Origin of the sequence: Massilia frigida (genome assembly GCF_011682175.1) — a bacterium.
Taxonomy (GTDB): Bacteria; Pseudomonadota; Gammaproteobacteria; order Burkholderiales; family Burkholderiaceae_D; genus Telluria_A; species Telluria_A frigida.
On record NZ_WHJG01000056.1, the window covers coordinates 1 to 23,840 of the forward strand.

26 protein-coding genes are annotated in these 23,840 nt (G+C 60.7%); 11 read left to right on the forward strand and 15 right to left on the reverse strand.

Annotated elements, in window-relative coordinates:
* The first annotated feature begins 532 nt into the window (after window positions 1-532).
* From F2P44_RS31025 to F2P44_RS31050, 6 genes are all read left to right on the forward strand, one after another.
* Window positions 533-772 (forward strand): Arc family DNA-binding protein, encoded by a 240-nt coding sequence (locus tag F2P44_RS31025; protein WP_167093378.1) that lies wholly within the window; start codon window positions 533-535, stop codon window positions 770-772.
* Window positions 773-1,155: 383 nt separating this feature from the next.
* Window positions 1,156-1,359, forward strand: coding sequence for a hypothetical protein (locus F2P44_RS31030; RefSeq protein ID WP_167093380.1), 204 nt, complete (start codon window positions 1,156-1,158; stop codon window positions 1,357-1,359).
* The gene (locus F2P44_RS31035; RefSeq protein WP_167093382.1) at window positions 1,359-1,640 is read left to right on the forward strand and encodes a hypothetical protein; all 282 of its coding nucleotides are present in this window, start codon (window positions 1,359-1,361) and stop codon (window positions 1,638-1,640) included. The genes F2P44_RS31030 and F2P44_RS31035 overlap by 1 nt, the downstream gene beginning before the upstream one ends.
* Window positions 1,641-1,689: 49 nt before the next feature.
* Complete coding sequence (locus F2P44_RS31040) at window positions 1,690-3,810, forward strand: ParB/RepB/Spo0J family partition protein (protein WP_167093384.1); 2,121 nt, start codon at window positions 1,690-1,692, stop codon at window positions 3,808-3,810.
* Window positions 3,810-4,391, forward strand: coding sequence for a hypothetical protein (locus F2P44_RS31045; protein WP_167093386.1), 582 nt, complete (start codon window positions 3,810-3,812; stop codon window positions 4,389-4,391). Before F2P44_RS31040 ends, F2P44_RS31045 begins: the two co-directional genes overlap by 1 nt.
* Window positions 4,392-4,671: 280 nt before the next feature.
* A complete protein-coding gene (locus F2P44_RS31050; RefSeq protein ID WP_187363493.1) occupies window positions 4,672-4,902 on the forward strand; it encodes a helix-turn-helix transcriptional regulator in 231 nt (76 codons plus the stop codon).
* Window positions 4,903-5,013: 111 nt separating this feature from the next.
* Here F2P44_RS31050 and F2P44_RS31055 read toward each other — a convergent pair whose 3' ends face one another.
* From F2P44_RS31055 to F2P44_RS31065, 3 genes are all read right to left on the reverse strand, one after another.
* Window positions 5,014-5,406 carry a hypothetical protein gene (locus F2P44_RS31055; protein ID WP_167093388.1) on the reverse strand — a complete coding sequence of 131 codons (393 nt, stop codon included), beginning with the start codon at window positions 5,404-5,406 and terminating at the stop codon, window positions 5,014-5,016.
* Between the two features lie 107 nt (window positions 5,407-5,513).
* Window positions 5,514-6,482, reverse strand: a complete 969-nt coding sequence (locus tag F2P44_RS31060) for a hypothetical protein (RefSeq protein WP_167093390.1) — start codon at window positions 6,480-6,482, stop codon at window positions 5,514-5,516.
* A gap of 236 nt (window positions 6,483-6,718) precedes the next feature.
* Entirely contained in the window at window positions 6,719-8,026 is a 1,308-nt protein-coding gene (locus tag F2P44_RS31065; protein ID WP_167093392.1) for a tyrosine-type recombinase/integrase, read from the reverse strand.
* 257 nt (window positions 8,027-8,283) lie between these two features.
* Here F2P44_RS31065 and mutS point away from each other — a divergent pair, with 257 nt between their 5' ends.
* Together mutS and F2P44_RS31075 are read left to right on the forward strand one after the other, a co-directional pair.
* Window positions 8,284-10,884: a DNA mismatch repair protein MutS gene (gene mutS / locus F2P44_RS31070; protein WP_229423855.1), complete on the forward strand. Its 2,601-nt coding sequence runs from the start codon at window positions 8,284-8,286 to the stop codon at window positions 10,882-10,884.
* Window positions 10,881-11,837: a hypothetical protein gene (locus F2P44_RS31075; protein WP_167093396.1), complete on the forward strand. Its 957-nt coding sequence runs from the start codon at window positions 10,881-10,883 to the stop codon at window positions 11,835-11,837. The genes mutS and F2P44_RS31075 overlap by 4 nt, the downstream gene beginning before the upstream one ends.
* 78 nt (window positions 11,838-11,915) lie before the next feature.
* On the opposite strand, the gene F2P44_RS31080 is transcribed toward F2P44_RS31075, so the two are convergent.
* The gene (locus F2P44_RS31080) at window positions 11,916-12,464 is read right to left on the reverse strand and encodes an FKBP-type peptidyl-prolyl cis-trans isomerase (protein ID WP_167093398.1); all 549 of its coding nucleotides are present in this window, start codon (window positions 12,462-12,464) and stop codon (window positions 11,916-11,918) included.
* 79 nt (window positions 12,465-12,543) lie between these two features.
* Between F2P44_RS31080 and F2P44_RS31085 the strand changes: the two genes are divergently transcribed.
* The 3 genes from F2P44_RS31085 (at window position 12,544) to F2P44_RS31095 (ending at window position 14,756) form a co-directional block, all read left to right on the forward strand.
* Entirely contained in the window at window positions 12,544-13,665 is a 1,122-nt protein-coding gene (locus F2P44_RS31085) for a cupin domain-containing protein (RefSeq protein ID WP_167093400.1), read from the forward strand.
* Between the two features lie 12 nt (window positions 13,666-13,677).
* A complete protein-coding gene (locus F2P44_RS31090) occupies window positions 13,678-14,157 on the forward strand; it encodes a DUF7931 domain-containing protein (protein WP_167093402.1) in 480 nt (159 codons plus the stop codon).
* Window positions 14,158-14,474: 317 nt separating this feature from the next.
* On the forward strand, window positions 14,475-14,756 hold the full coding sequence (locus tag F2P44_RS31095) for a hypothetical protein (protein ID WP_167093404.1): 282 nt from the start codon (window positions 14,475-14,477) through the stop codon (window positions 14,754-14,756).
* Window positions 14,757-14,960: 204 nt separating this feature from the next.
* Here the strand turns inward: F2P44_RS31095 and bamC are convergent, their stop codons facing one another.
* The 11 genes from bamC to F2P44_RS31145 all read right to left on the reverse strand — a co-directional run bounded on the left by bamC (window position 14,961) and on the right by F2P44_RS31145 (window position 23,840).
* Window positions 14,961-16,130 carry an NlpB/DapX family lipoprotein gene (gene bamC, locus F2P44_RS31100; RefSeq protein WP_370662770.1) on the reverse strand — a complete coding sequence of 390 codons (1,170 nt, stop codon included), beginning with the start codon at window positions 16,128-16,130 and terminating at the stop codon, window positions 14,961-14,963.
* 61 nt (window positions 16,131-16,191) lie between these two features.
* Window positions 16,192-17,076 (reverse strand): 4-hydroxy-tetrahydrodipicolinate synthase, encoded by an 885-nt coding sequence (gene dapA / locus F2P44_RS31105; protein WP_167093406.1) that lies wholly within the window; start codon window positions 17,074-17,076, stop codon window positions 16,192-16,194.
* Window positions 17,077-17,147: 71 nt separating this feature from the next.
* Window positions 17,148-17,732, reverse strand: coding sequence for a class I SAM-dependent methyltransferase (locus tag F2P44_RS31110; RefSeq protein ID WP_167093408.1), 585 nt, complete (start codon window positions 17,730-17,732; stop codon window positions 17,148-17,150).
* Between the two features lie 14 nt (window positions 17,733-17,746).
* A complete protein-coding gene (locus F2P44_RS31115; RefSeq protein WP_167093410.1) occupies window positions 17,747-18,949 on the reverse strand; it encodes a tryptophan--tRNA ligase in 1,203 nt (400 codons plus the stop codon).
* A gap of 3 nt (window positions 18,950-18,952) precedes the next feature.
* On the reverse strand, window positions 18,953-19,717 hold the full coding sequence (locus F2P44_RS31120) for a site-2 protease family protein (protein WP_167093412.1): 765 nt from the start codon (window positions 19,715-19,717) through the stop codon (window positions 18,953-18,955).
* Window positions 19,718-19,772: 55 nt separating this feature from the next.
* The gene (locus F2P44_RS31125; protein WP_167093414.1) at window positions 19,773-20,408 is read right to left on the reverse strand and encodes an L-threonylcarbamoyladenylate synthase; all 636 of its coding nucleotides are present in this window, start codon (window positions 20,406-20,408) and stop codon (window positions 19,773-19,775) included.
* A complete protein-coding gene (gene htpX, locus F2P44_RS31130; RefSeq protein WP_167093416.1) occupies window positions 20,405-21,289 on the reverse strand; it encodes a protease HtpX in 885 nt (294 codons plus the stop codon). Before htpX ends, F2P44_RS31125 begins: the two co-directional genes overlap by 4 nt.
* A gap of 147 nt (window positions 21,290-21,436) precedes the next feature.
* Complete coding sequence (locus F2P44_RS31135) at window positions 21,437-22,270, reverse strand: 3',5'-nucleoside bisphosphate phosphatase (protein WP_167093418.1); 834 nt, start codon at window positions 22,268-22,270, stop codon at window positions 21,437-21,439.
* An 81-nt stretch (window positions 22,271-22,351) separates the two neighbouring features.
* Window positions 22,352-23,227, reverse strand: a complete 876-nt coding sequence (locus F2P44_RS31140; protein WP_167093420.1) for an alpha/beta fold hydrolase — start codon at window positions 23,225-23,227, stop codon at window positions 22,352-22,354.
* A gap of 72 nt (window positions 23,228-23,299) precedes the next feature.
* Window positions 23,300-23,428: a hypothetical protein gene (locus F2P44_RS36250; RefSeq protein WP_267877641.1), complete on the reverse strand. Its 129-nt coding sequence runs from the start codon at window positions 23,426-23,428 to the stop codon at window positions 23,300-23,302.
* 151 nt (window positions 23,429-23,579) lie between these two features.
* Window positions 23,580-23,840 (reverse strand): Xre family toxin-antitoxin system antitoxin, encoded by a 261-nt coding sequence (locus F2P44_RS31145; protein ID WP_167093422.1) that lies wholly within the window; start codon window positions 23,838-23,840, stop codon window positions 23,580-23,582.

The following is a 23,840-nucleotide window of genomic DNA, read 5'->3' on the forward strand; positions in this document are numbered from 1 at the left end:
CGGCCCGGAGTGGATGAACCCGGACGCTTACCGATTACTTACTTTATATTTTTCCGCAGACGACGACGGTCGGTCTGAGATCATGAACACGGCGCTCGACTATGCTCGGGTTCATCAGAGCCGAGTTGTCCACAACAAGGCTTAAATACACTGGCCGTCCACGCGGCGCTTCGCTTGCTTCTCTCGGGTGCGAGACTGCGATCCGCGTCATCCGCACCACGGCCTCCTCGCGACGACGGTCATCCATCCGAGTGTACGCTTCGATTATTTTGTCTAAGTTCTTCATTTCCCAAAATCACTAATGTCAGCCCGGCACAACCATATCCTTGCAACATTTAAATTGATACCCGTAGTAAATAAGCGTTTACACAGCAGTTAGCATACAAATAACCACAAATTCTCACACACACAGCTCTGCTGTAGGAAGTGCGAACAACTATCGTACCCGTCAAGAAACTTCGCGGTTAAAATTTGGTGTCATATTTGGCGTCAAAAACAACACAATCTGGCAAAAGCACGAAAAAATCGTGCGATGACCAAAGCCTCCCAACCAGAAACACTTACCCGAACTACGCTTCGGCTACCCACTTCGCTCTATCAAGAGCTGGAGGAGGCCGCCAAGTATCACGGCCGCTCAATCAACGCGGAGACCGTCGCCAGACTGCAGGCTGCCTCTGTAAACGACCAATTTTCCCGCCTATTTGTCGAGCTGGCCGAAATCAAGGCAATCGACAAAGAGATATTGAGCACGGTCGCAGACCGTCGCCCTTAACGCCGCCCTACCCTGCACGCAACCTCGCCACATAGCGGGGTTTTTTTTCGCCTCCGCGAAACCGAACATTGAACACCGTCGCGTTTAGCCAACTCGACCCCCACACCGAGAACCTCAAAGTAAAGATTATTTTCGCCTCCGCGAAACTGAGGCGAACTATATTACCATTTGGTGTTGACAACAAAATTACCGTTTAGTAATATCATCAGCACTACCTCAACAAGGAGCAATGATGATGAGCTTTACAGTTACGATCCGAACAATATTTGCAGTCACACAATGCGTAGCCCTTTCGATGACAAGCTTCGCCGCATATTCGGACGCTGCCGATACCCAAGGTGACGCTCACTACAGCATCACGGTTGTCCCGAAGGCGGCCTAAGATGTCCGACGCCATCTACGCCGCCGCCATCGAGAGCGCCGTCAAGCGCGCCCTCGCAAGCGAGCACACCGGCACCGATGCCTACTTGACGGCATTCACCTTCATCGGTGCGCTGAGCGGCGCTTTCGACGCGCTTGACCACACCCTAGCCTCTAGGATTGATGAGGTATCGGACAAAGCGACCAAGAGTGCGAGGCGCTCCTGATGCAAATGCAGCCCACACCTTGTCCAAATAAAGACGCCACGGCCACTGTCCATAACTTTTGCAGTGCACACGTCTGCACACCTGATTTGGTTTCCGCCGACGGGGTCCAGCTCGACCTGCTGATGGTCTTTGCCCTGATGCGTCGACGCGGTTATCACGTCAGCGAGCCACGTCGACCACAACAACAGTTGAACAGAAAAGCTACCACCTGGCTTGTCGACGTCACGCTGCCAGCAGGCACGTTCGTCCAACTGGCATTCCCCACGCCAAACACGCCGTGACCACCAGCCGCGCGTGATGAACTGCCCTCTCCTACCTATTGGACTCATCATGAAAAAGAACACAACAAAGCCAGCCGTAGTGACTACAACCGCCGCAAATGACGGAGTCTTCGGCATCCACCGAGTGAACGAGATTCGCCCGTCACCGGATAACCGCAAACGCTTCAACCAAGTGGCGCTTAACGAACTTGCCGAGAGCATCAAGAGCATGGGCGTGGCACAGCCAATCCTGATCCGTCCGGTTGCGCCAACTGCGGACGCGCCCGAACGGTACGAAATCGTTGCCGGCGAACGCCGTTGGCGCGCGTCCATCATTGCGGGGATCGAGGTCGTACCCGCGATGGTTCGTGAAATGTCAGACCGCGACGCGGCAATGATCCGCCTCTTGGAGAATCTGCAGCGTGAAGACCCGCATCCACTTGAGGAAGCCATTGGGTACGAGCAACTCATGCTCCAGTTCGGCTTAACCGCCGACCAGGTTGCCGACGAGATCAAGAAGAGCCGCTCCTACGTCTACGGTCGCCTCAAGCTTTGCGCCCTCACCAACGACGTACGCGAGCTTTTCCTCGACAATAAAATTTCCGCGTCAACGGCTTTGCTGATTGCGCGGATACCGGTGCCCGCCCTCCAGGCAAAAGCCCTGGACGAGGTCATCAATCCTAAAAACGCATATCCAGCGGGAGAGCCGCTGTCGTACCGTAGGGCAGTCGAGCACATTCAAAATCGCTACATGCTCGACCTGACCACCGCCGTTTTCCCAGTGAGTGACGGAAAACTGCTGGCCGCAGCCGGCGCCTGCACCAAGTGCCCGAAAAGGACCGGCAATCAGCCTGAGATTTTCTCAGACATAAAAAGTGCAGACGTCTGCACTGATCCTGACTGCTTTGGCGAGAAGAAAGCTGCACACTTTGCCAAAGTCGTCGTGACAGCGAACAAAAAAGGCGTTCCGGTGCTGGAAGGCGCCGAGGCGAAAAAGGCCCTTCCAAATACCTGGCAACGCGACAGTGAACTGGTGAGGGGTGACCAAACAATTTGGACGTTCGATCGCAATGCTCCGAGCACCAAAAATAACGGATCTGTGATCGATTTCCTTGACGAGCGTTCCCTGCCGCCCGTTGCGAATTATTTCAAGAACGAAGACGGGAGCGTCATCGCCTTCTATGATCGCCAAGCGGTCCAACAGGCGTTAGAGAAGGTCGGTGCTTGCGAAACAGTCGAACAACACGCTGAACGTATGTCGCTGATCGTCAATGCACCGAAGAGCGAAGCACAGATCGCCAAAGACATTGCCGAAACGGAGCTGAAGGAGGCCCGACTCAAGCTTCTGAAAGAAGAAAACGCATTTCGACTTTCCCTCTACAAAAAATTTCGCGATCGCGCAGCCAACGGACTTTCGCTGGATTCCCTACGTGAATTCGTCAAGTTAATCCTGCTCGACAACAATGACTACTCCTTGCCGAGCGACGTCCTCGATGTGTACGGCGACGCCAATCACAGCGATGACGACGTGTGCGCTTACATCGACAAAGCCTCACTCCAAGAAGTCCAGCTTATTCTGGTCGACCTGGTTCTTGGCGAATGTCTACAGGTTGAAAGCTGGGAGTTGGAGGACGGTGGAATTCGATCAGATGATCGATTTGAAACACTCAGTCGAATGGCCAGGATTGAAGGCATCGATCCGGGGACCGTACGGGAACAACTTTACCCATCGCCTATTGTCACATCCGCTATGCAGTACGACGATCTGGTCAAATTCATTCGCATCAGTCCAGAACGAATCAATGAACTAGCGAAAGCTGTAATTGCCGACGCTTCGCGCTTTGACCTGATAGACGCCTTGGAACGCGCCGCCAAAGCGGCTGGATTTGTCTACGCCGCCGGCGGATTTATCACGGCTAGCGCAGGTGAACAGGCGCCTGAAACAGTCGGCGTTGCCCCCGAGCCTGCGCCTGCGGAAGAAGTCCGAGAGCAACAAAAAAAGATCGTGAAGACTGTCAACGCGACGAAGGGCAAGACCAAGGCACAGACCGCAGTGGTGGCGCCGGTGGAAGCATGGCCATTCCCGAAGTCGCCCGAAGCAGCGTTTGACAATCACAACCTGCCTGCTGCGATAGAAGCCATGCCTGCGGCCGAAGTAGCTGAGCCGCTCTTACCAGAGGAGGTAGCGTAATGGAACGTACGGAAGCGATGCTCATTGCAACGCGGCGCCTTCGTAACATGGTGGCGAGCGATGCAACCGCCGCTAGTTATCAGAGCTTGGGGGCATACCGCACCGATGTTCTCCGGCTGGTCGGCAATATCACCGCCAGCTATTACGCTGGCAAGGTGCAGCCTGAAGCTGGTCCTGACACAGCGCCCTCAAGCGCGCCAGAACACATGCCCTGGACTGCGTTGGCGTACCCAGCGGAACATCCTTATCCCGTCGCTCTGCGCACCATCGAGGAGCTACGAGAAGCGATCGCGCGGTACGCCTTCATCGATGTGGATAAGCTGACGCGGTACACGGCGAATGCCATAGGAGGCATGGAAATTTACCAGAAGCATGGACCTTGGGTACTTATCACAGACGTACGCAACAACAAGGCACGCGACACAAGCTACCCTCCCGTTCGCTACAACCGGGACGACGCTGAGACGTTCGCTCAAGCATTGATTGCGCAGGGCTGGTACCACGGCGGTGAGGGGTATGTCGATGGCCTCCACGAACTGCTCGGCAGCTTTCTAGAAATTCACTCGGGAGACCCAGCATGAAAACTCCGGTATGCGAGAACTGTGGTGGCAGTGGCTTCTCTTTCGGGAAGCGCTGCGCTTGCCAAATAGCGGAGCCGCACCCGTCACGGAAGGCGCCGCCGAAGAACGCCAAGCCGACCGACACTGCACGTCTAGACTGGGCCTTACCGCTGCTGACTGGAGCGCGTTCTGAGGCCGCCGACTTACGTGCTGCCGCGTTAGTAGTGGCACTGGCTGCGGGGCTTGATGACCGCGCCGCAATCGATGCGGCAATGACTTACACGAATCACTTGGAATAGAAATGAAGACAGCAGTGAAACCACTTTACATTGACCTTCCAACCGTAGCCGGCATGGTCTCTCTCAGCACGGATAGTGTGCAGCGGCAGGTTCGCGAGGAGAACTTTCCCAAGCCTCGCCAGATCGGTCCGCGTCGCGTCGCGTGGCTAGTACGGGAGGTAGAGCAGTGGGCCGAAGAACGGCCCGTCTCGCAGATCCTACCTCCGGAGAATACAGGGAGGCGCGCAGCGTGACTGCGAACGTTGCTGGCATGGGTAGTCCGGCGCGCGACGGCTTTGGAGCCAGCCGACAGGAAACAGGTTTGACGCCAGAAATCTACGTGCTTGGTTGGGTAGAATCTCTTGCTAAATACCTTCACCTTTCCGACGCAAAGCGGTTGAGGAAATCTCAGAACATCCCAACCCTTCCAGCACGTCAGCCAAGACAAAATGCAGGTCCTTGACGCGCTTGAGATTGTCGTCTATTTGGACAGGTGTCATGTCACTTGCCTTTTCCGCACTGGCTTCCAAACTGAGGACTGCGTCCAGAACTATGAGGTAATCCGCCTTTAATTTATCAAAGCCGGGCCGTTTTTGGAAATAGAGGTTGGCAATTTCTGGAGCTAGAGGGACAATATCACTATTTACGCCTGGCGCTGCTATCTCTCTCGCGAACCACGCCGCAATACTTTCCAATGCGCCGCCTAGCCTTTGGGTACCATAAATGATGTTCCCAATTTTTTCAAAACGTTCAGTCATTAAAATCCTTTGCAAAGTACAAAGCCTCACGATCCCAATTTATATATGGAAATCGCAAGGCCGAAGAGTAATTCCTATTTCATTAAGCGATAGGCATACTGTGATTTTTACAGTGTTCTACAATATTCAATTTCGTCGCGATAGAGGCGCATTTTCACGTCCTGACACGCCAGCCGATCACGTGCGTTGGGCTCTCTTCTGCAAAAGCCGTCCATCTGCAACCAAGCCCTATACGCACGTTCCATACAAACCCCCTGACTAGGCGTATCATTGGGGGCAGTTCCCGGCGAATTTTCAGCTGGAATTGTATCTCCAGTCGCACCGCCTGGGCTACCACCACTATCACCACCGCCACCGCCATCGCCACCACCGCCTGGCCCCGTGATGACTACAACCGCGCAGGTGGTTCCTGGCGTCTCATCCGACTTCGACCCCGGCTTTGCAACCGCTAAGGCCTTAAACGACTTTAACGACCGGGCCTCTGTCACGCCGTCTCGTAGTGGATCGTTTATTTCGGGGGGATCACATTCTTTGTTTGTATTGTCGGTGCCCACGGCTGCCACGCTAGATTCCCAGCCTTCAACTTCCACTAATATATTTACGAGCGCATCCGGGACTACTCTGTTAGCACCAGTCGGAAGAGCCGGCGCTGCAATTTGATTTCCCTCCACAACAACTAGTTTCCGCCCCGCACGGACGTTGCCCGAAATACGAACTGCCTTGCCGCTTGTGCTGACTAACGCGTAGAGATTTCCTTCAACATCATAACGAGGAATGTGAACTACGCCGCTAGAAAAAACAATGCGGTCCAACAGCCCGTCGCGCTGGTATAGGTATTGGCCTTTGTCGCCATTTGATGATTCGGAAGTCTGTAAAACGCCATCAATATAGCTGAATTTATACTTTGCCTTACCGACCAGCTTAGCAGCTACTTGACCATCCATAAATTCCAACACTGGAACCCCGGTAAGCCGTATCGCATTCGAGATGGACGTTGTATCCTTGGCTGCATAAGAAGTGCTTGCAAGCAAAATGCATGCAGCCGCAACACTAGCCAGACGCCAATTTTTTTTCATTGTTTACCTTTTGGATTTAAGAAGATGATATGCGCGCGCTTCATCAATATACCTTCTCGCTTTCCAAAAAACAAACATTTCACATAATTTTGACTGAGTGAATTTGGATAATTTCCAAATTGCAAATCTCGTGACCTTCGTCTATGTTTTTTAATTAACAAAAAATATTTGTCAATTCTTAGTGCATATTTTCCCTAATTTGTATCCATCCGCGCCAAAAAGATGTTGACACATAGTTAAATTGTCAATTTTTGGCCGTCAGCCCCGATAAGTGCAAGCTCTTCTAACCTCGCGTTGAGTTTTGTCAACCACAGACGTCGCTCGTTATCGTACGCGTGACGATTGTAGACGCCTTTGATCCCTCCAGGCATGTGCCCGATGACCGCCTCTGCGACCTCATCGCTGCAACCTAACGCAGCCAACTGGGTGCGACCAGTGCGACGCAGATCATGCGGCGCCCACCGCGTTACGGGAAGGCGTGCACGTTTGCTCTCCGTTTGAGCATATGGCATGTGCGTCCAGACCGCTACACCAATAGTCTTTTGCTCGACGTACCCCAGCCGCCCCCTTGAGGGAAATAGATAACTCCCTTGTGCCGCCGCTAAGCGCCGGCGGATGATCTTCTCCGCACGCCCAATCAGTGGCACCCTCAAGTCACCAGCCTCCTCCCGCCAAGAATTTTTTGTCTTCGCCTTCGGCACAGTCCACCAAAGGCCATCAGCCTCATCAGTGACCTCATGCGCCTCAATTGCCAAAATCTCCGCACCGCGTGTGCAAGTCCATAAATAAAGCGTGCAAACTTCCTCAACCAGGCGCGAGAAATTCGGTAGCCATCGCACGACCAATCCTATCTCGGCTTCGCTCAACACCCGCTTCTGCACCCCTATCGATTTACCTTGCAGAACCCGTCCTTTGCTTTTCAACTTACCTCGCAGTATCAGACGCCACCAGTTAGCTGCGGACTCCGGCAAACGACCAGCATCCAACGCGTAGTCCCATGCGGCGCCCATTTCGCACCTTATCCGCTGCGCCTGGACGGGGATGTGTGCGTAGCTTGAGACCAGATCGAACGCCTGTGATCGGGTCAATGTAGCAGCCGCAACGTTACCCAGCTCGCCCAGCATCGTGGCAAAGATTCTTCGAACTTCCTTTGCGCCCTTCTCCTCACGGCTTTTCTCTACGCGCTCCGTGAGGTACTCGTCACATAGCTTGGCAACGGTATATACGGCGGCTTTCTTGTCCTCTCTTGCCTTGACGGCGGCCACTCGCTCAGTCAGCCTGGCGGCCTGTTTTTCCACGGCCACGTCCACGCCGGCGCCACGCGAGGCGCGTAATTTTTCCCACTCAACCCCTGCTGCAGCGGCTGACATTTTCGGCCACTCCCCTATCTTGGTCTGCCGCATCCGTCCGTCCACGGGACTTTTATAGCGATATATCCAGCTACGCAGCGTCGCGGTAGCGACAAGGCGCAGCCCCGGACAGTCGGTAATGGTAAAGTGTTGGCCTGCTGTGAGTAGCTTGGCTGCTCGTGCATCAAATTGCATGGTAAGTCTCTTTCGGCGTAGGTCGGCGTAGCTTTTCCGGGGAGCGGAAAACTGATGAGACATTCTAGCGTAGCCTGAGAAAATGAAACAGTAAAAAGCTACGCTAAACCATACAGTGTTGTGCATGCTCATGCTTGCTTATGCGCAAAACTTCGCAAACAGGCAATCGACTAAACATCATAGGAATCAAATAGTTAGCAATGAACACGCTGTCAAATCAAGAAGTTACGTCAAGCGACAAAACTAAACATACGCCGATGATGCAGCAATATTTACGCATCAAGGCCGACTACCCGACCATGCTGGTTTTCTACCGCATGGGCGATTTTTACGAGCTGTTCCACGACGATGCCGAAAAAGCCGCGCGCATTCTCGGCATCACCCTGACCGCCCGTGGCGCCTCGAACGGCAACCCGATCAAGATGTGCGGCATCCCCTTCCATTCGCTCGACCCGTACCTGGCCAAGCTGGTCAAGCTGGGCGAGTCGTGCGCCATCTGCGAACAAATCGGCGACCCGGCCACCAGCAAGGGCCCGGTCGAGCGGAAAGTGATGCGCGTGGTCACCCCCGGCACCCTGACCGACGCCGACCTGCTGCCCGAAAAAGCCGAACGTCCCCTCCTCGCCGTGTGCATGATCAGCCAGCGCAAGGTCGTCACCACGGGCCTGGCGTGGCTGTCGCTGGCCAGCGGCGGCCTGAAACTGATGGAATTCTCGGGCGACAGCCGCACCGTCGGCGTGCGCCTGCAACAGGAACTCGAACGCATCGCCCCGGCCGAAATCCTGCGCAGTGACAGTAGCGGCGCCGACATGTTCGAAGACGACGGCACTGTCCACACCCAGCGCGTGCCGGACTGGCATTTCGATGTCGTCGGCGGCCACAAGGCCCTGCTCGACCAGTTGGCCGTGGCCACCCTCACCGGGTTCGGCGCCGATGGCCTGGGCGCCGCGTTCGGCGCGGCCGGCGCGCTGCTGCGCTACGCCCAGTCGACCCAGGGCCGCGGCTTGCAGCACGTGCGCAGCCTGTCGACCGAAACCGAGAATGAATTCATCGGCCTCGATGCCGCTACCCGGCGCAACCTGGAGCTGACCGAAACCATCCGCGGCCAGGAATCGCCAACCCTGTTTTCCTTGCTCGACCACTGCCGCACGGCGATGGGTTCACGCCTGCTGCGCCACTGGCTGCACCACGCGCGGCGCGACCAGAACGTGGCCCGCGCGCGCCACGCGGCCATCGCCGCGCTGGCGCAGAGCGACGCCGCCGGCGCGCTCTCGGCCACCCTGGCCGAGGTGCCCGACATCGAACGCATCACCACCCGCATCGCGCTGCTGTCGGCGCGCCCGCGCGACCTGGCCAGCCTGCGCGACGGCCTGCGCCAGTTGCCGGCCCTGCGCCGCTTGGTGCAGCCAGCCTTCAGCGCCGGCGAAGCAAGCCTGCTGGCCACCATCCACGATGCGCTGGCCACGCCCGCCATCTGCCTCGACCTGTTAGAGCGCGCGGTGGCCCCGGAACCGGCGGCCATGGTGCGCGACGGCGGCGTGTTCGCGCGCGGCTTCGATGCGGAACTCGACGAACTGCGCGGCCTGTCCGAGAACGCCGGCCAGTTCCTGGTCGACCTCGAAACACGCGAGCGTGCCCGCACCGGCATCGCCAACCTGCGCGTCGAGTACAACAAGGTGCACGGCTTCTACATCGAGGTCACGCACGGCCAGACCGACAAGGTGCCGGACGATTACCGCCGCCGCCAGACTTTGAAAAACGCCGAGCGCTACATCACGCCGGAACTCAAGGTGTTCGAGGACAAGGCCCTGTCGGCGCAAGACAAGGCGCTGGTGCGCGAAAAACTCCTGTACGACCAGTTGCTGGCCGACCTGGCGCCGCACATCGGCACCCTGCAAACCATCTCGCAAGGCCTGGCGCAGCTCGACACCCTGACCGCGCTCACCACCCACGCGCTGCAGCACAACTGGTGTTCGCCGCAACTGGTGAGCGAGCCTTGCCTGGTGATCTGCGAAGGCCGCCATCCGGTGGTGGAAAAGCAGATCGAGCGTTTCATCGCCAACGACTGCAAGTTCGACGACGAACGCCGCCTGCTCCTGATCACCGGCCCGAACATGGGCGGTAAATCGACCTTCATGCGCCAGGTGGCCTTGATTACCCTGCTGGCCTACATCGGCAGCTACGTGCCGGCCACCAGCGCGACCATCGGCCCGATCGACCGCATCTTCACCCGCATCGGCGCTACGGACGACCTGGCCGGCGGGCGCTCGACCTTCATGGTGGAGATGACCGAATCAGCGGCCATTCTCAACGGCGCCACCGCGCAGTCGCTGGTGCTGATGGATGAAGTGGGGCGCGGCACCTCGACCTTCGACGGCCTGGCGCTGGCCTGGGCCATCGCGCGCCACCTGATCGATGCGAGCCGCAGCTTCACCCTGTTCGCGACCCACTATTTCGAACTGACCCAGCTGCCCGAAAGCCACCCGAGCGCGGCCAACGTGCACCTGTCGGCGGTCGAGCACAAGGACAGCATCGTATTCCTGCACGCGGTGCAGGCCGGGCCGGCGTCGCAGAGCTACGGCTTGCAGGTGGCGCAGCTGGCCGGCGTGCCGCAGGCGGTGATCAAGGCCGCGCGCAAGCACCTGGCGCGGCTCGAATCGCAGGCGCTCGACACCACGCCGCAGCTGGACCTGTTCGCGCTGCCGTGCGTGGAAGCGGACGATGCGCCAGCGGCCAGCGCGCACGATGCCGCGCCCGATGCCCTGCACGACGCGCTGGCCGCCATCGATCCGGACGCCCTGACCCCGCGCGAAGCGCTTGAGCAGCTGTACCAGCTCAAGCGCCTGGCCGCGCCATGATGCGCGGCGCGCCACTTGCCGCGTTCCTGTGCGCCGCCCTGCTGGCGCTGCAGGCCGATGCCGGCGCCGCGCAAGCGCGCGCGGCGGCCATGAAGGGAGCGGCGCCCTACCAGTTCGCCATCATCGGCCACCGCTTCACCGATGGCGGCGGTGACGCCCAGCTCGAACAAGCCATCGCCGCCAGCGACGATGGCGCGGTCGCCTTCGTGGTCGCCACCGGCATCAAGGGTGAGCGCGAGCCGTGCAGCGACGAGTTGTACACGCAGCGGCGCGACCTGTTCGCGCAGGCGCGCCGGCCGATGATCGTGGCGCCCGCCGCCAGCGACTGGAGCGGCTGCACCAATGGCGCCGGCGGCCAGCTGGCGCTGGACCGCCTGAACCGCATGCGCGAGCTGTTTTATCCCGACGCCGATTCGCTCGGCAAGCGCAAGCTGCCCTTGCTGCGCCTGTCGGCCAGCTCGCAATTTCGCAGCTATGCCGAAAACGCGCACTGGGTGATGGGCAACGTGCTGTATGCGACCATGAACCTGCCCTCGGATAATAATCACTACCGTCCCGAGGCGGGCCGCAACAGCGAGTTCGAGGACCGCGCGGTAGCCAACCGCTTCTGGCTCAAGCGCCTGTTCGGCATCGCCAACCGCAACAAGCTCGACGCGGTGGTGTTGTTTACCGAAGGGGACATGAAGGCGCACAGCGACAAGCCGGGGCTGCTGTCCATGCTGGGACAGGGCGACAGCCGCCAGGATGGCTATGCGGCGGCGCGCCACCAGGTCGTGACGATGGCGCAAAAATTCGCGGGGAAGGTGCTGCTGATCGATACCGCGCCGCCACAGGGACCGGCACCGGCGATTGCCTGGCGCGCCAACCTGGGACATGTGAGCGTGGGCTCGAACGTGCTGCGCATGCGCGTGGCGCCAGGCAGCGAGAAGATGTTCCTGCTTCAGAAACCGTAAAGCGGGCGCGCTGCCGGCCAGCGGCGCTGGCAGCGCGCGGATGCCGGGCGACCCGCGGGCCGCCCGGCAAGCCGGGGTTTAATGCACGGGGTGGCTGCGGAAGTGGTCGCCCTCTTCGCCGTCATCTTCCTCGTCATCATCATGGTCGTGGCCATGCGCGCCATGCACGTGGCCGTGCGCGATCTCGACATCGAGTGCGTCGCGCACATCGGTCACTTCCAGTTCGAAACGCAGGGCCATGCCGGCCAGCGGGTGATTGCCGTCGAGGACAACCTTGTCGTCGGCGATGTCGGTAACGGTGAAGATCATGGCTTCTTCGGAACCGTCCGGGCCGTCGGGCATGCCTTCGAACTGCATGCCGACTTCGAGCGGCTCGGGCAGGCGCTCGCGCGCTTCGACCTTGACCAGCGACGAATCGTAGTCACCGAACGCATCATCGGGTTCGATCTGCAGGACGCAGGCATAGCCCGTTTCCTTGCCATCGAGTTCTTCTTCAATCTTCGGCAGGGTATTCTCATAACCGCCGTGAAGATAGACCATCGGCTTGCTGCCGTCTTCGATCAGATTGTTCTGCGCGTCGGACAATTTGTATTTGACCGTTACGACCGTGTTTTTGGCAATCTTCATAGTGCTTCCTTTCAGTGTGTACTGGCGGATTATACCTCCCCGCCGCCTTGCCCTGTTTCGGACTTGGTTATAATGTCGCATGAAAAAATTAACGCTCTTGGGCGATATCACGCCCGCCCAGTTTTTACGCGATTACTGGCACAAGAAACCGCTCTTGATCCGCCAGGCGATCCCCGGCTTCAAGCCGCTGCTCAAGTTCGAGGCCCTGGCCGCGCTTGCCAAGCTGAACCATGTCGAATCGCGCCTGATCACCCAGGTCGATGGCGACTGGAGCATGCAGCATGGTCCGCTGACCGAATTGCCGCCGCGCACGCAGCGCGCATGGACCATGCTGGTGCAGGGCGCCAACCTGGCCGACAAGGGCGCCGACGCGCTGCTGCGCCAGTTCCGCTTCATTCCCGACGCGCGCCTGGACGACCTGATGATCAGCTACGCCACCGATGGCGGCGGAGTCGGTCCGCACTTCGATTCCTACGATGTGTTCTTGCTGCAGGCGCACGGCAAGCGGCGCTGGCGCATCGGCGCGCAAAAGGACTTGTCGCTGGTCGAAGGCAAGCCGCTCAAGATCCTCAAGAACTTCAAGCCGCAGGAAGAATTCCTGCTCGAAGCGGGCGACATGCTGTACCTGCCGCCCCATTACGCGCACGATGGCGTGGCCGAGGGCGAGTGCATGACGTACTCGATCGGCTTCCGTTCGCCGTCCTACCAGGAACTGGGCGAAGCGTTCCTGCAATTCATGGCCGACTCGATCGACCTGCCGGGCCGCTATGCCGATCCGGACCTGGAAGTGGCGAAACACCCGGCCGAAATCCCGCGCAATATGCTGGCGGCGATGACCGAGGAAATGAACAAGGTGCGCTTTACCGAGGAAGACGTGACGATTTTCGTCGGCGAGCACATGTCCGAACCGAAGCATAATGTGTTCTTCACCGGCCCGGCCAAGCCCTTGACCATGGGTCGCTTCGCCGAAGCCGCCGCCAAGCGCGGCGTGGTGCTCTCGCTCAAGTCGCAGATGCTGTATCGTGGCAAGCACGTGTTCATCAACGGCGAATCGTTTGCCGTGGGCCGCGCCGACAAGGCCGTGCTCGACGTGCTGGCCAACGAGCGCGCCCTGGCCGGCGCCGCGCTGGCCGGCGCCTCGGACGATGTGATGGAAGCGCTGTACACCTGGTACCAGGATGGATGGATTGAACTCGCCTAAAAAGGAATTGCCATGACCGACGCCACCGCCCTGCCATTCAACTCGCACGCCGAATTCGAGGCGCAGCTGCGCGACTGCCTGGGGCGGGCGCGGTCCACGCTGCAATTGTTCGATCCGGATTTTTCGGTGTTTCCGCTCGGCAGCATCGAGACCGATGCCGCACTGCGGCAATTCCTGGCCGGCGGTGGCGCCATCCAGATCGCCATGCATCACAGCGCCTATATCGAGCGCCACTATCCGCGCTTCATTCGCCTGCTGCGCGAGTTCAACCACAAGATCGAGGCGCGCGCCACCCCGCGCACGCTGCATCACTTGACCGATTCCTTCTGCATCGCCGACGGCGCGCACATCGTGCGCCGCTTTCACAGCGACCACATGCGCGGGGAAGCGGCCTTCGATATGCCGCAAGCCACCGATTTGAGCCAGGAAAGATTCGCGGGAATCTGGATTGAGGCTGTTTCAACGTTACATCCGACCACGACTGGTTTGTAAGGGTTTGTAAGGTCTGAAACCTGCCGATCAGAATATAAATCGGAGTTGACGCAAAATGGCCGATGAAATGAGCATAAAGAGGCGTTTTATCACAAGGTGAATGTTGCCAGTTCGCAAAAAGCTTCCATAAAAGCATCTTCCCGCTATTGCGGAGCACCAAATTTAGCTATAATATCGGGTTAGGAAGTTTCCGTTGTCTGTCAAGCACCATTACAGGTACGAAAGCTAACGAGAATTCCCTAACGAGCGATAATTACCGGTAATTATTCATCGCAACATACGTCGTCATAATTTAGTGAAATAATTAAGGAAAACCCATGAAAAAATCTTTGCTGATCGTCTCCCTGTTGGCCGTTGCCCTGGCTGCTTGCACCAAAAAAGAACCAGAAGCAGTTGTTACCCCAACCCCAGTTGTGGAAACCCCAGCAGTGGTTGCTCCAGCAGCTCCAGTTGATGCTCCAGTTGCTCCAGCAGCAACCGACGCCGCTAACGCTGCAGCTACCGCTGCTTCGGCCGCTTCCGTAGCTGCTGACGCTGCTAACGCCGCTTCGGTTGCCGCTTCGGCTGCTGCTTCGGCTGCTGCATCGGCTGCCAAGTAATCAGCGCGATTTGAAAAAGCCGGCCTGCGGGCCGGTTTTTTTTCGTCCGCAGATTCGCGTCAAGGTCGTTCCCCCGCGCAGGCGCGGGTCCATGGCAGCTCTGCTCAACGCGGCTGTCAGCGTCCACAGGCCTGGGGGCACCTTGTTGCGCAGGCGACGTAAAAAAACCGGCCTCGGCCGGTTTTTTTATTGCTGCGTCGACACTTACTTCAATTCGTCGCTCAGCAGTTTCAAGATCTTGGCACCGGTCGGCGAGGTTTCCGCCTTGCCGTCGTTGCTCTGCACTGCCACCTTGCTCACCGTCGCGCCCGCTTCAGACTTGACCGTCACGCGGAAACGCTGCGCTTCCTTGGCCTTGTCCGAGGAGGCGCCAAAGCTGAACAGCTTGCTCAAGAAACCATCCTTGTCGGCCAGGTCGGGATCGACGTAGCGTACAAAATACACGCCCTGCACGCGGTCGCGGTCTTCCACCGTGAAGCCGACCCGGTCCAGCGCCAGGCCGACCCGGCGCCAGGCGCGGTCGAAACCTTCATCCACTTCCACGGTGTCGCCCAGCAGCTTGGCGTGCTGGGGTGCCACCACCGCCGCCGCCACGGCCGCTTCGGCCGGCTTGACGTCGGCAATGCCCGACAGCTTGGCCACCAGGCGGCTCAGGAATTGCGCTTCCAGGCCCGGATCGTTGGGACGCACGGTCCAGGTGGTCGAATCTTTTTGCGCGCCGACCAGCACTTCTTCCGCGCCGCGGTGGCTGATGTAGATTTCGGTGCCGTTCGGGGTGCGCTCCAGGCGCGTGCGGAACTTGTCGCGCTCACCCGTCGAGTACAGCGAATCGAACACCTTGCCGATCGACTGGCGCACGAAGTCTTGCGGGATCTTCGAGCGGTTCTCGGCCCAGTCGGTCTCCATGGTGCCGGTGGTGGCCGACTCATTGATGACGGTAAAGCCCGAATCGGCCCAGAACTGCTTGAGCTGCGGCCACAGCTGCTCCGGGGTCTGGTTCACCACCAGCCAGCGCTGGTTGCCGCTGCGCTCGATCTTGATGCCCTCGCCACCGGCCACGGCCACCGCCTGCCCGCCTGGCGCCGGCATCGCCGTCGTGCCTTTGGGTTGCTGGTAGGTCGAGGCGCTGGCCACGCCGCGCGTTTCAGGGATGCTGTAGCGGTTGTCGCGTTCGAGCTGGGTCAGGTCGGGCGGCACGTCCAGCGACGCGGCCTTCTTGGCGCCGCGGTAATCGAGCTTGTCCTGTTCGATGACGGAACTGATCATGCCGCAACCGGACAGGCTGACCATCAGCGCCGAAAGCAGCAGGCCGCGCGTGGCTGCAGGAGGAAATGCCGTGGCCTTGGCCATCATAATTGTGTTGCGAATAGTCATGTCGTTACTGGATGAGAAGCTGAAAGGCAGCTGGTGTCTGGGATGATCCGACCCTTGCGGGTCAGGGCTGTGGTAGGACGCCGGCTTCGCGCAGGGCGCCGCGCACGGCGTCGTGGCAGTCTTGCCCCAGCGGCGCCAGGGGCAGGCGTATGCCGGCAGGCATCAGGCCCATTTCCGCCATCGCCCATTTGACCGGGACCGGGTTCGGCTCGATGAACAGTTTCTGGTGCAGCGGCATGACCTTGTCGTTGATCGCGACGGCGCGGGCGATGTCGCCAGCCATCGCGGCCGCGCACAGTTCGTGCATCGCGCGCGGCGCCACGTTGGCCGTGACCGAAATATTGCCGGCGCCACCGCACAGCATCAGCGCGATCGCGGTCGGGTCGTCGCCCGAGTACACGGCGAACGATTTATCGACATTGCGCAGCAATTCCAGGCCGCGCCCGATGTTGCCGGTCGCATCCTTGAGGCCGACGATGTTCGGGATGGCGGACAGGCGCACGATGGTCTCGTTGCTCATGTCGGCCACGGTACGGCCCGGCACGTTGTACAAAATGATCGGCAGGTCGACCGCTTCGGCGATCGCCTTGAAGTGGCGGTACATGCCTTCCTGGGTCGGACGGTTGTAGTAAGGCACCACCACCAGCGCGGCATCGGCCCCGACTTCCTTGGCAAATTCGGTCAGCTTGATCGCTTCGGCGGTCGAATTGCCACCGGTGCCGGCAATGATCGGAATGCGGCCACGGGTGTGCTCGACGGCCAGCTTGACCAGTTCGCAGTGTTCCTCGACGCTGAGGGTGGCCGATTCGCCCGTGGTGCCGACGATGACGATGCCATCGGTGCCCTCGGCGATGTGCCAGTCGATCAACTTGCGCAGGCCCGGATGGTCCAGACTGCCGTCTGCATGCATCGGGGTGACGATTGCTACTATGCTGCCCTTGATCATATGTAGGTAACTATGCTGGTAAGTAAAAGCCTGATTGTAGCGGATCGTCCGCCGGAATGGTTCATTGTTGACTAGAATCGCGCTTCGGTTGGCGCCGCGCCGCCGTCCAGGCGGGCATCGGTGCGCGCGAAAGCGGGCCCGGCGGCGCACAGGCGCTGCACCATGGCGGCCTTGGGCAGGCTGGTAAAACCATCTTCGAAGGCCAGCACGCGCAGCTGGTGGGCCGCCGCCTGGCGCAGCAGCTCGCCTTCGTGCAGCAGGAAGGCGGGATTGCTCGGCCGGCCGAATTCTTCATTTCCGCATGCAAACGTTTCATAAATCAGCAAGCCGCCCGGGGCCAGGCTGCGCACCAGCGCGGGAATCAGCGGGCGGTGCAGGTAATTGGTCACCACGATGAGCGCGAAGCGCCCTTCGGCGAACGGCCAGGCCAGGGTGCCGTCTTCGAGGTCGAATTGCAGTGTGCTGATGCCCGCGCCCGCCGCGCTGGCGAGGGCCTCCGGGTCGCGGTCGAGCGCGATCACCGGATGGCCGAGCGCGGCCAGCAGGCGCGCGTGGCGGCCAGTGCCGCAGGCCAGGTCGAGCGCTTCGCCGCGCGGCGCCAGCGGCGCGAAGCGGGCAATCCAGGCCGATGCATCGGTAGTCAGTGTGTCGGTCATCAAGTCATCCTTTATCAAGTGTAAGCCAAACCCATCGCTTCGCGCACATCGCGCATGGTTTCCTGCGCCAGCTTGCGCGCCGTTTCGCAGCCATCGGCGACGATGGCGCGCACCAGCGAGGGGTCATCCAGGTATTGCTGGGCACGTTCGTGCATCGGCTCCTGTTCCTTGACGATGGCGTCGATCACCGGCTGCTTGCATTCGATGCAGCCGATGCCGGCCGTGGTGCAGCCCTTGACCACCCAGTCGCGGGTTGCTTGGTCGGAATAGACTTCGTGCAATTGCCACACCGGGCATTTGCGCGGATCGCCCGCGTCAAGGCGGCGCACGCGCGCCGGGTCGGTCGGCATGGTGCGCACCTTCTTGAGCACCGACGCCTTGTCTTCGCGCAGGGAAATGGCATTGCCATAGCTTTTGGACATCTTGCGCCCGTCCAGCCCGGGCAGGCGCGAGGCCACCGTCAGCCGGGCCTGCGGCTCGACCAGGATCAGCTTGCGGCTGCCTTCGAGGTAGCCGAACAGGCGCTCGCGGTCGATCATCGACAGGCTCTGGGCATCGCCCAGCATGGCGTGGGCTTGCTCAAGCGCATCGTCCTTGCCTTCCTGCTGGTATGCGGTGCGCAATTCCAGATACAGGCGGGCGCGTTTGCTGCCGAGCTTCTTGACCGCTTCCATCGCCTTTTCCTCGAAGCCTTTTTCCTTGCCGTACATATGATTGAAGCGGCGCGCGATCTCGCGCATCATTTCGATGTGCGGCACCTGGTCGTCGCCCACCGGCACCTGGGTCGCGCGGTAAATCAGCACGTCGGCCGCCTGCAGCAGCGGGTAGCCCAGGAAACCGTAGGTGGCCAGGTCCTTGTTACTGAGGTTCTCGATCTGGTCCTTGTAGGTCGGCACCCGTTCCAGCCAGCCGAGCGGCGTGGCCATCGACAGCAGCAGGTGCAGTTCGGCATGCTCGGGCACGCGCGACTGGATGAACAGGGTCGCCTGCGAGGGGTCGACCCCGGCCGCCAGCCAGTCCACCAGCATGTCCCAGGTGCTGCGCTCGATGATCGTGGGGTCGTCGTAATGGGTAGTCAGGGCGTGCCAGTCGGCCACGAAAAACAGGCAGGGCTGTTGCGCCTGCATCGTGATCCAGTTTTTGAGGGCGCCGTGGTAATGGCCAAGGTGCATGGTGCCTGTCGGGCGCATACCGGAAACAACACGATCTGGGTACATGGATTAACTCAGGAAAAAGGAAATGGGCGAGGCGACCCGGGAAAAGGCGGCGATCGCGACCGTCATCGCCTTGAACAGGAAACTGTCGAGCACATGCAGGCGCATCAGCAGGATGAAGGCGGCGAAAATCAGCACGTCGATCACGGCCACATCGTTGACGAGGCGCAGCAGGCGCTTGGGCAAGGCTGCCAGCATGCCGATTGGAAACAAGGTGGCCAGGGTGCGTCCACCGTCCGGCGGCACGGTCGGCAGCAGGCGCAGCACGCGCTCGGGCAGCACGCTGGCCAGCACGTGGCTGCCGTCGAGCGGCGGAATCGGCAGCAGGTTGAATACCATCATGACCGCGTTGACGCTGACGCCGGCGCGCACCATGTCGAACAGGAAGCGCTCGCCGATGCCGGCCGCCGCCAGCACGATGCCGATGATACTCCAGGCCACGCCCATGGCGAAGTTGGCGGCCGGGCCGGCCAGCGCCACGAAGGCCATGTGTTTCTTGGGATTGCGCAGGCGGTCGTACTCGACCGGGACCGGCCTGGCGTAGCCGAAGGGCAGCTGGATCAGCCAGTACAGCACCAGCGGCAACACCACGGTGCCGAAGGGGTCGATATGGCGCAGCGGATTGATGCTCAGGCGACCTTCGCTGGCAGCGGTCGGATCGCCGAAATAGCGGGCCACGTAGCCATGCGCCACTTCGTGCAGCGAAATGGCGAACAGGACCGGAATCGCGAACACGAACAGTGCCTGGATGGTCTGGTGAGTGCTATTCATCGCACGATTCTAGCAGAGCGGGGGCAGCGCCCCGGAACTGCCGCGCGGCCGCGCTTCAGAGGCCAAACACGGCGGCGTCGCCGCGGCCCTGGCGCACCAGCACCACGTCGTCGCCGGTCAGGTCGATCACGGTGGTCGGTTCGAGCGAGCAGGCGCCGCCGTCGACGATCAGGTCGACCTGCTTGTCGATGCGCTCGCGGATGCTGTCGGCGTCGGTCAGCGGATCGCCGCCTTCACCGTCCAGCTCGGGCAGGATCAGGGTGGTGCCCAGCAGCGGCTGGCCCAGTTCGGCCAGCAAGGCCTGGGCGATGGCGTTTTCGGGCACGCGCAGGCCGATGGTCTTGCGCGACGGGTGCGACAGGCGGCGCGGCACGACCCGGGTCGCTTCCAGGATCACCGTGTACGGGCCCGGGGTGGCCGCCTTGAGCAAGCGGAACTGGCGGTTGTCGACGCGCGCGTAGACGGCGATTTCGGACAGGTCGCGGCACAGCAGGGTCAGGTGGTGTTTTTCATCGATGCCACGGATGCGGCGCAATTTTTCCACCGCCCCCTTGTCGTCCAGATGGCATACCAGGGCGTAGCACGAATCGGTCGGCAGCGCGACAATGCCGCCGGCGTGGATGATCTGGGCGGCTTGCTTGATCAGGCGCGCCTGCGGATTGTCGGGATGGATCTGGAAAAATTGGCTCATGCGGGTGGCAGGTTGTTGAGGGCGGCGATACGTTCTTCCATCGGCGGGTGGGTGGCGAACAGGGCGCCCCAGCCGGAACCGTGGCCGGCAATGCCGAACGCCGACATTTGCGAGGGCAAGGCGCCGGGCGCCAGGCCGCCCAGGCGCGCCAGTGCTTGCTGCATGGGGCGCGGGCTGCCCAGCAGCCTGGCCGAGCCGGCGTCGGCGCGGAATTCACGGTGGCGCGAAAACCAGGCGACGATCATCGACGCGACCAGGCCGAACACCAGTTCGCACACGAACACGGTGGCCATGTAGCCGATGCCGGGGCCCCGCTCGCTGTTACCGCGCAGCACGACCTTGTCGACGAAAAAACCGACCACGCGCGCCAGGAACACCACGAAGGTATTGACCACGCCCTGGATCAGGGTCAGCGTGACCATGTCGCCATTGGCGACGTGGGCCACTTCGTGGCCGAGCACGGCTTCGATCTCGTCGCGGTCCATGCTTTCCAACAAGCCGGTGGAAACGGCGACCAAGGCGGAATTTTTGAAGGCGCCGGTGGCGAAGGCATTCGGCGCGCCCTCGTACACGGCGACCTCGGGCATGCCGATACCGGCCCGTTCGGCCAGCTTGCGCACGGTATTGACCAGCCACACCTCGTTGGGGGTGACCGGGTTGTCGATGACGTGCGCGCCGGTTGACCATTTGGCCATCAGTTTGCTCATCAGCAAGGAGATAATCGCCCCGGTGAAGCCGACCACGGCCGAAAATACCAGCAGCTGGCCGATCTGGATGCCGGACGCGCCGACGCCGCGCGCGATGCCGAACACGTTCAGCACCACGGTCAAGACCAGGATCACTGCAAGGTTAGTGGCAAGGAACAGCAAAATGCGCTTCATGGCAAGCCTCCCGGCGTCGACATTAATGAACAGGAAAACAAGATAGGGCTGGCGCGGACAAATACAAGAGCCGCAGCGCTCCCGCCAGGGCCGGAACGGCGCGTTTTAAGCGTGCCGTAAGCAATCCGGCCAGCCTTGCGGCATGCCTTAGAACCAGTCGTGCCAGACCGGCTTGACGCTGGACGGCAGCGGCGGCAAGGCCGCGAAATCGACGCGCGACTCGCCCGGCGCGTGAAAATCGGTGCCGCGCGAGGCCAGGAAGCCATAACGCCGCGCTTCCTCGGCGTACAGGTGATATTGGTCGGGGGTGTGGCTGCCCGTGACTACCTCGATCGCCGTGCCGCCCAGTTGCTTGAATTCATCGAACAAGGCGCCCTGCCCCACCATGCCCAGCTTGTAGCGGCCCGGATGGGCGATCACCGGAATGCCGCCGGCACCGCGAATCCAGCCGACCGCCTGCGTCAGGCTGGCCCAGCGGTGCGGCACGTAGCCGGGTTTGCCTTCGACCAGGTATTTACGGAACACTTCCGGGATATTCGCGCACACGCCGGACTCGACCAGGTAGCGCGCGAAATGGGTGCGCGACATCAGGTCGGGATTGTCGACGAACTTGAGCGCGCCCTCGTAGGCGCCGGGGATGCCGGCGCGCGCCAGCTGATCGGCCATTTCGCGCCCGCGCGCATCGCGCCCGCTGCGGGTGGCGGCCAGGCCCTGCACCAGGCCCGGGTTGTCGGCATCGATCTGCAGGCCGACGATGTGCACGGTGTGGTTGGCCCAGGTAATCGAGATTTCGACGCCGGAAACGAAGTGCATGCCCAGCTCGGCGGCCGCCGCGCGCGCTGCGGGCACGCCGCCGACTTCATCGTGGTCGGTCAGGGCCCACGCGTTCACCCCCGCCTTGTGCGCGTATTTGGCGACGGCGGCGGGCGCCAGGACGCCGTCGGACACGGTCGAGTGACAATGGAGATCTACATTCAGCATACGCAGGCAAGGCTCGGATCGGCAGCAAGTGGGGACAGGCTTTATTGTACGCTGACTGGGCGATGGACGCGGAGTGTGGCGCTAAACCAAAAACGCTTCCACCATCGCGGCCAGCGCTTCGGGCTGGTCGTGATGCAGCATATGCCCGGCGTCGGCCATCATGCGCGTGCTCACCGTTTTCAAATGCCCCAGGCGGCGGTCGACCTCGATGCGCGCTTCTTCGCGCGGCCCCATCCATTGCCACATATTCGTGTCCTCGGCCTCGACCCACAGCACCGGCGCGGTGATGGCCGACCAGCAAGCCATTACTTCTTCCACCTGGTAGCCGAGCGGCGTGGGCTTCTTGTGATTCGGGTCGCCCAGGATTTCCCATGCGCCGGCCGCGTTCTGCGCCGACCAGTGCTGCGCCAAAAACTGTGCGCGTGCGTCCGACAGGCGCGGATTGGTCTTTTGCAGCCGCGCCGCCACCGCCGCCTGGCTCGGATAGGTGCGCAGCGAGGGTGGCTCGCGCATCTCGTCGAGCCAGTTGGCGTAGCGCCGCGGCGCCTTTTCCGGATTCGACGCGGGCATGCCGAAGCCTTCCAGGTTGATCAGGCGGCGCACCCGGGCCGGCCTGGCACCGGCGTAAATACCGACCACATTGCCGCCCATGCTGTGGCCAAGCAGGTTGATCGCCTCGCCCGGCGCGTAATGGTCGACAATGGCATCGAGATCGGCCACATAATCGGGGAACCAGTAGGTGTCCGAGTGGCTGCGCTCGCTCAGCCCGAAGCCGCGCCAATCGGGTGAAATGACGTGCCAGTCGTTCTTCAGGCAATCGACCACGAATTGGAACGAGGCCGACACATCCATCCAGCCATGCACCATGAACAGCTTGGGCGCGCCCTCCCTGCCCCAGTGGCGCACGTGGGTGCGCAAGCCGCGCACGGTCAGGAATTCGGAACGGGATGGTTTCATGGGACACTCGGCAATAAAAAAGAACGACCGTTCGAATTATACCGGAGAACGTTTTTCGTGTTGCCCTTGCTCTCAGTCGGGGTGGATGAAGGGGGCGCCGGCGGTCGCGTCGATCTCGGACAGCATGCTGCCGATGGCCAGACGCGGCACCGGGATGGGAGTACATGCCCCGGCGGAAAGCGCGCCTCGTGCGACGCGCATGGCCCAAGCAAGTTGCCTACGGATCGGCCTGCCAACGTCAGCGGAGCAACATGCGTTTCATTGACCAGGAACGGGCTCAGGTAGCGGGTGGGTGAAAAAGGATGTCGAGTGCGAACGCCTCCTTGTATGACCGGAGATGTCCGGTAAGGTGTCACGCGTAAACACCGTATTCCAGTCTGGTGAGCAGGTCCTTTATCAGATCGTCACCCGCACTCGTCGACAACAAATCGACCGGCCGCCGCCCTTCAAGTGCCAGCGCGGGTTCGACAAGCCACCGGACTCCCTCTTCCTTCGATCCAAACACTGCGGCAGCCTGCGTCATCACTTCGGCAAAGTTCCACGCTCTACTGCTTTGCTCGCTGGTGAGGAGCTTGCCCGTGGCGTGCTTCCGCTGCGACGTCCTTTTGCTCAT

Coding starts and splice junctions, on each gene's coding strand:
- F2P44_RS31025 (WP_167093378.1), top strand. CDS start 533: ATGACCAAAGCCTCCCAACCAGAAACACTTACCCGAACTACGCTTCGG.
- F2P44_RS31030 (WP_167093380.1), top strand. CDS start 1,156: ATGTCCGACGCCATCTACGCCGCCGCCATCGAGAGCGCCGTCAAGCGC.
- F2P44_RS31035 (WP_167093382.1), top strand. CDS start 1,359: ATGCAAATGCAGCCCACACCTTGTCCAAATAAAGACGCCACGGCCACT.
- F2P44_RS31040 (WP_167093384.1), top strand. CDS start 1,690: ATGAAAAAGAACACAACAAAGCCAGCCGTAGTGACTACAACCGCCGCA.
- F2P44_RS31045 (WP_167093386.1), top strand. CDS start 3,810: ATGGAACGTACGGAAGCGATGCTCATTGCAACGCGGCGCCTTCGTAAC.
- F2P44_RS31050 (WP_187363493.1), top strand. CDS start 4,672: ATGAAGACAGCAGTGAAACCACTTTACATTGACCTTCCAACCGTAGCC.
- F2P44_RS31055 (WP_167093388.1), bottom strand. CDS start 5,406: ATGACTGAACGTTTTGAAAAAATTGGGAACATCATTTATGGTACCCAA.
- F2P44_RS31060 (WP_167093390.1), bottom strand. CDS start 6,482: ATGAAAAAAAATTGGCGTCTGGCTAGTGTTGCGGCTGCATGCATTTTG.
- F2P44_RS31065 (WP_167093392.1), bottom strand. CDS start 8,026: ATGCAATTTGATGCACGAGCAGCCAAGCTACTCACAGCAGGCCAACAC.
- mutS (WP_229423855.1), top strand. CDS start 8,284: ATGATGCAGCAATATTTACGCATCAAGGCCGACTACCCGACCATGCTG.
- F2P44_RS31075 (WP_167093396.1), top strand. CDS start 10,881: ATGATGCGCGGCGCGCCACTTGCCGCGTTCCTGTGCGCCGCCCTGCTG.
- F2P44_RS31080 (WP_167093398.1), bottom strand. CDS start 12,464: ATGAAGATTGCCAAAAACACGGTCGTAACGGTCAAATACAAATTGTCC.
- F2P44_RS31085 (WP_167093400.1), top strand. CDS start 12,544: ATGAAAAAATTAACGCTCTTGGGCGATATCACGCCCGCCCAGTTTTTA.
- F2P44_RS31090 (WP_167093402.1), top strand. CDS start 13,678: ATGACCGACGCCACCGCCCTGCCATTCAACTCGCACGCCGAATTCGAG.
- F2P44_RS31095 (WP_167093404.1), top strand. CDS start 14,475: ATGAAAAAATCTTTGCTGATCGTCTCCCTGTTGGCCGTTGCCCTGGCT.
- bamC (WP_370662770.1), bottom strand. CDS start 16,130: ATGACTATTCGCAACACAATTATGATGGCCAAGGCCACGGCATTTCCT.
- dapA (WP_167093406.1), bottom strand. CDS start 17,076: ATGATCAAGGGCAGCATAGTAGCAATCGTCACCCCGATGCATGCAGAC.
- F2P44_RS31110 (WP_167093408.1), bottom strand. CDS start 17,732: ATGACCGACACACTGACTACCGATGCATCGGCCTGGATTGCCCGCTTC.
- F2P44_RS31115 (WP_167093410.1), bottom strand. CDS start 18,949: ATGTACCCAGATCGTGTTGTTTCCGGTATGCGCCCGACAGGCACCATG.
- F2P44_RS31120 (WP_167093412.1), bottom strand. CDS start 19,717: ATGAATAGCACTCACCAGACCATCCAGGCACTGTTCGTGTTCGCGATT.
- F2P44_RS31125 (WP_167093414.1), bottom strand. CDS start 20,408: ATGAGCCAATTTTTCCAGATCCATCCCGACAATCCGCAGGCGCGCCTG.
- htpX (WP_167093416.1), bottom strand. CDS start 21,289: ATGAAGCGCATTTTGCTGTTCCTTGCCACTAACCTTGCAGTGATCCTG.
- F2P44_RS31135 (WP_167093418.1), bottom strand. CDS start 22,270: ATGCTGAATGTAGATCTCCATTGTCACTCGACCGTGTCCGACGGCGTC.
- F2P44_RS31140 (WP_167093420.1), bottom strand. CDS start 23,227: ATGAAACCATCCCGTTCCGAATTCCTGACCGTGCGCGGCTTGCGCACC.
- F2P44_RS36250 (WP_267877641.1), bottom strand. CDS start 23,428: ATGCGCGTCGCACGAGGCGCGCTTTCCGCCGGGGCATGTACTCCCATC.
- F2P44_RS31145 (WP_167093422.1), bottom strand. CDS start 23,840: ATGAGCAAAAGGACGTCGCAGCGGAAGCACGCCACGGGCAAGCTCCTC.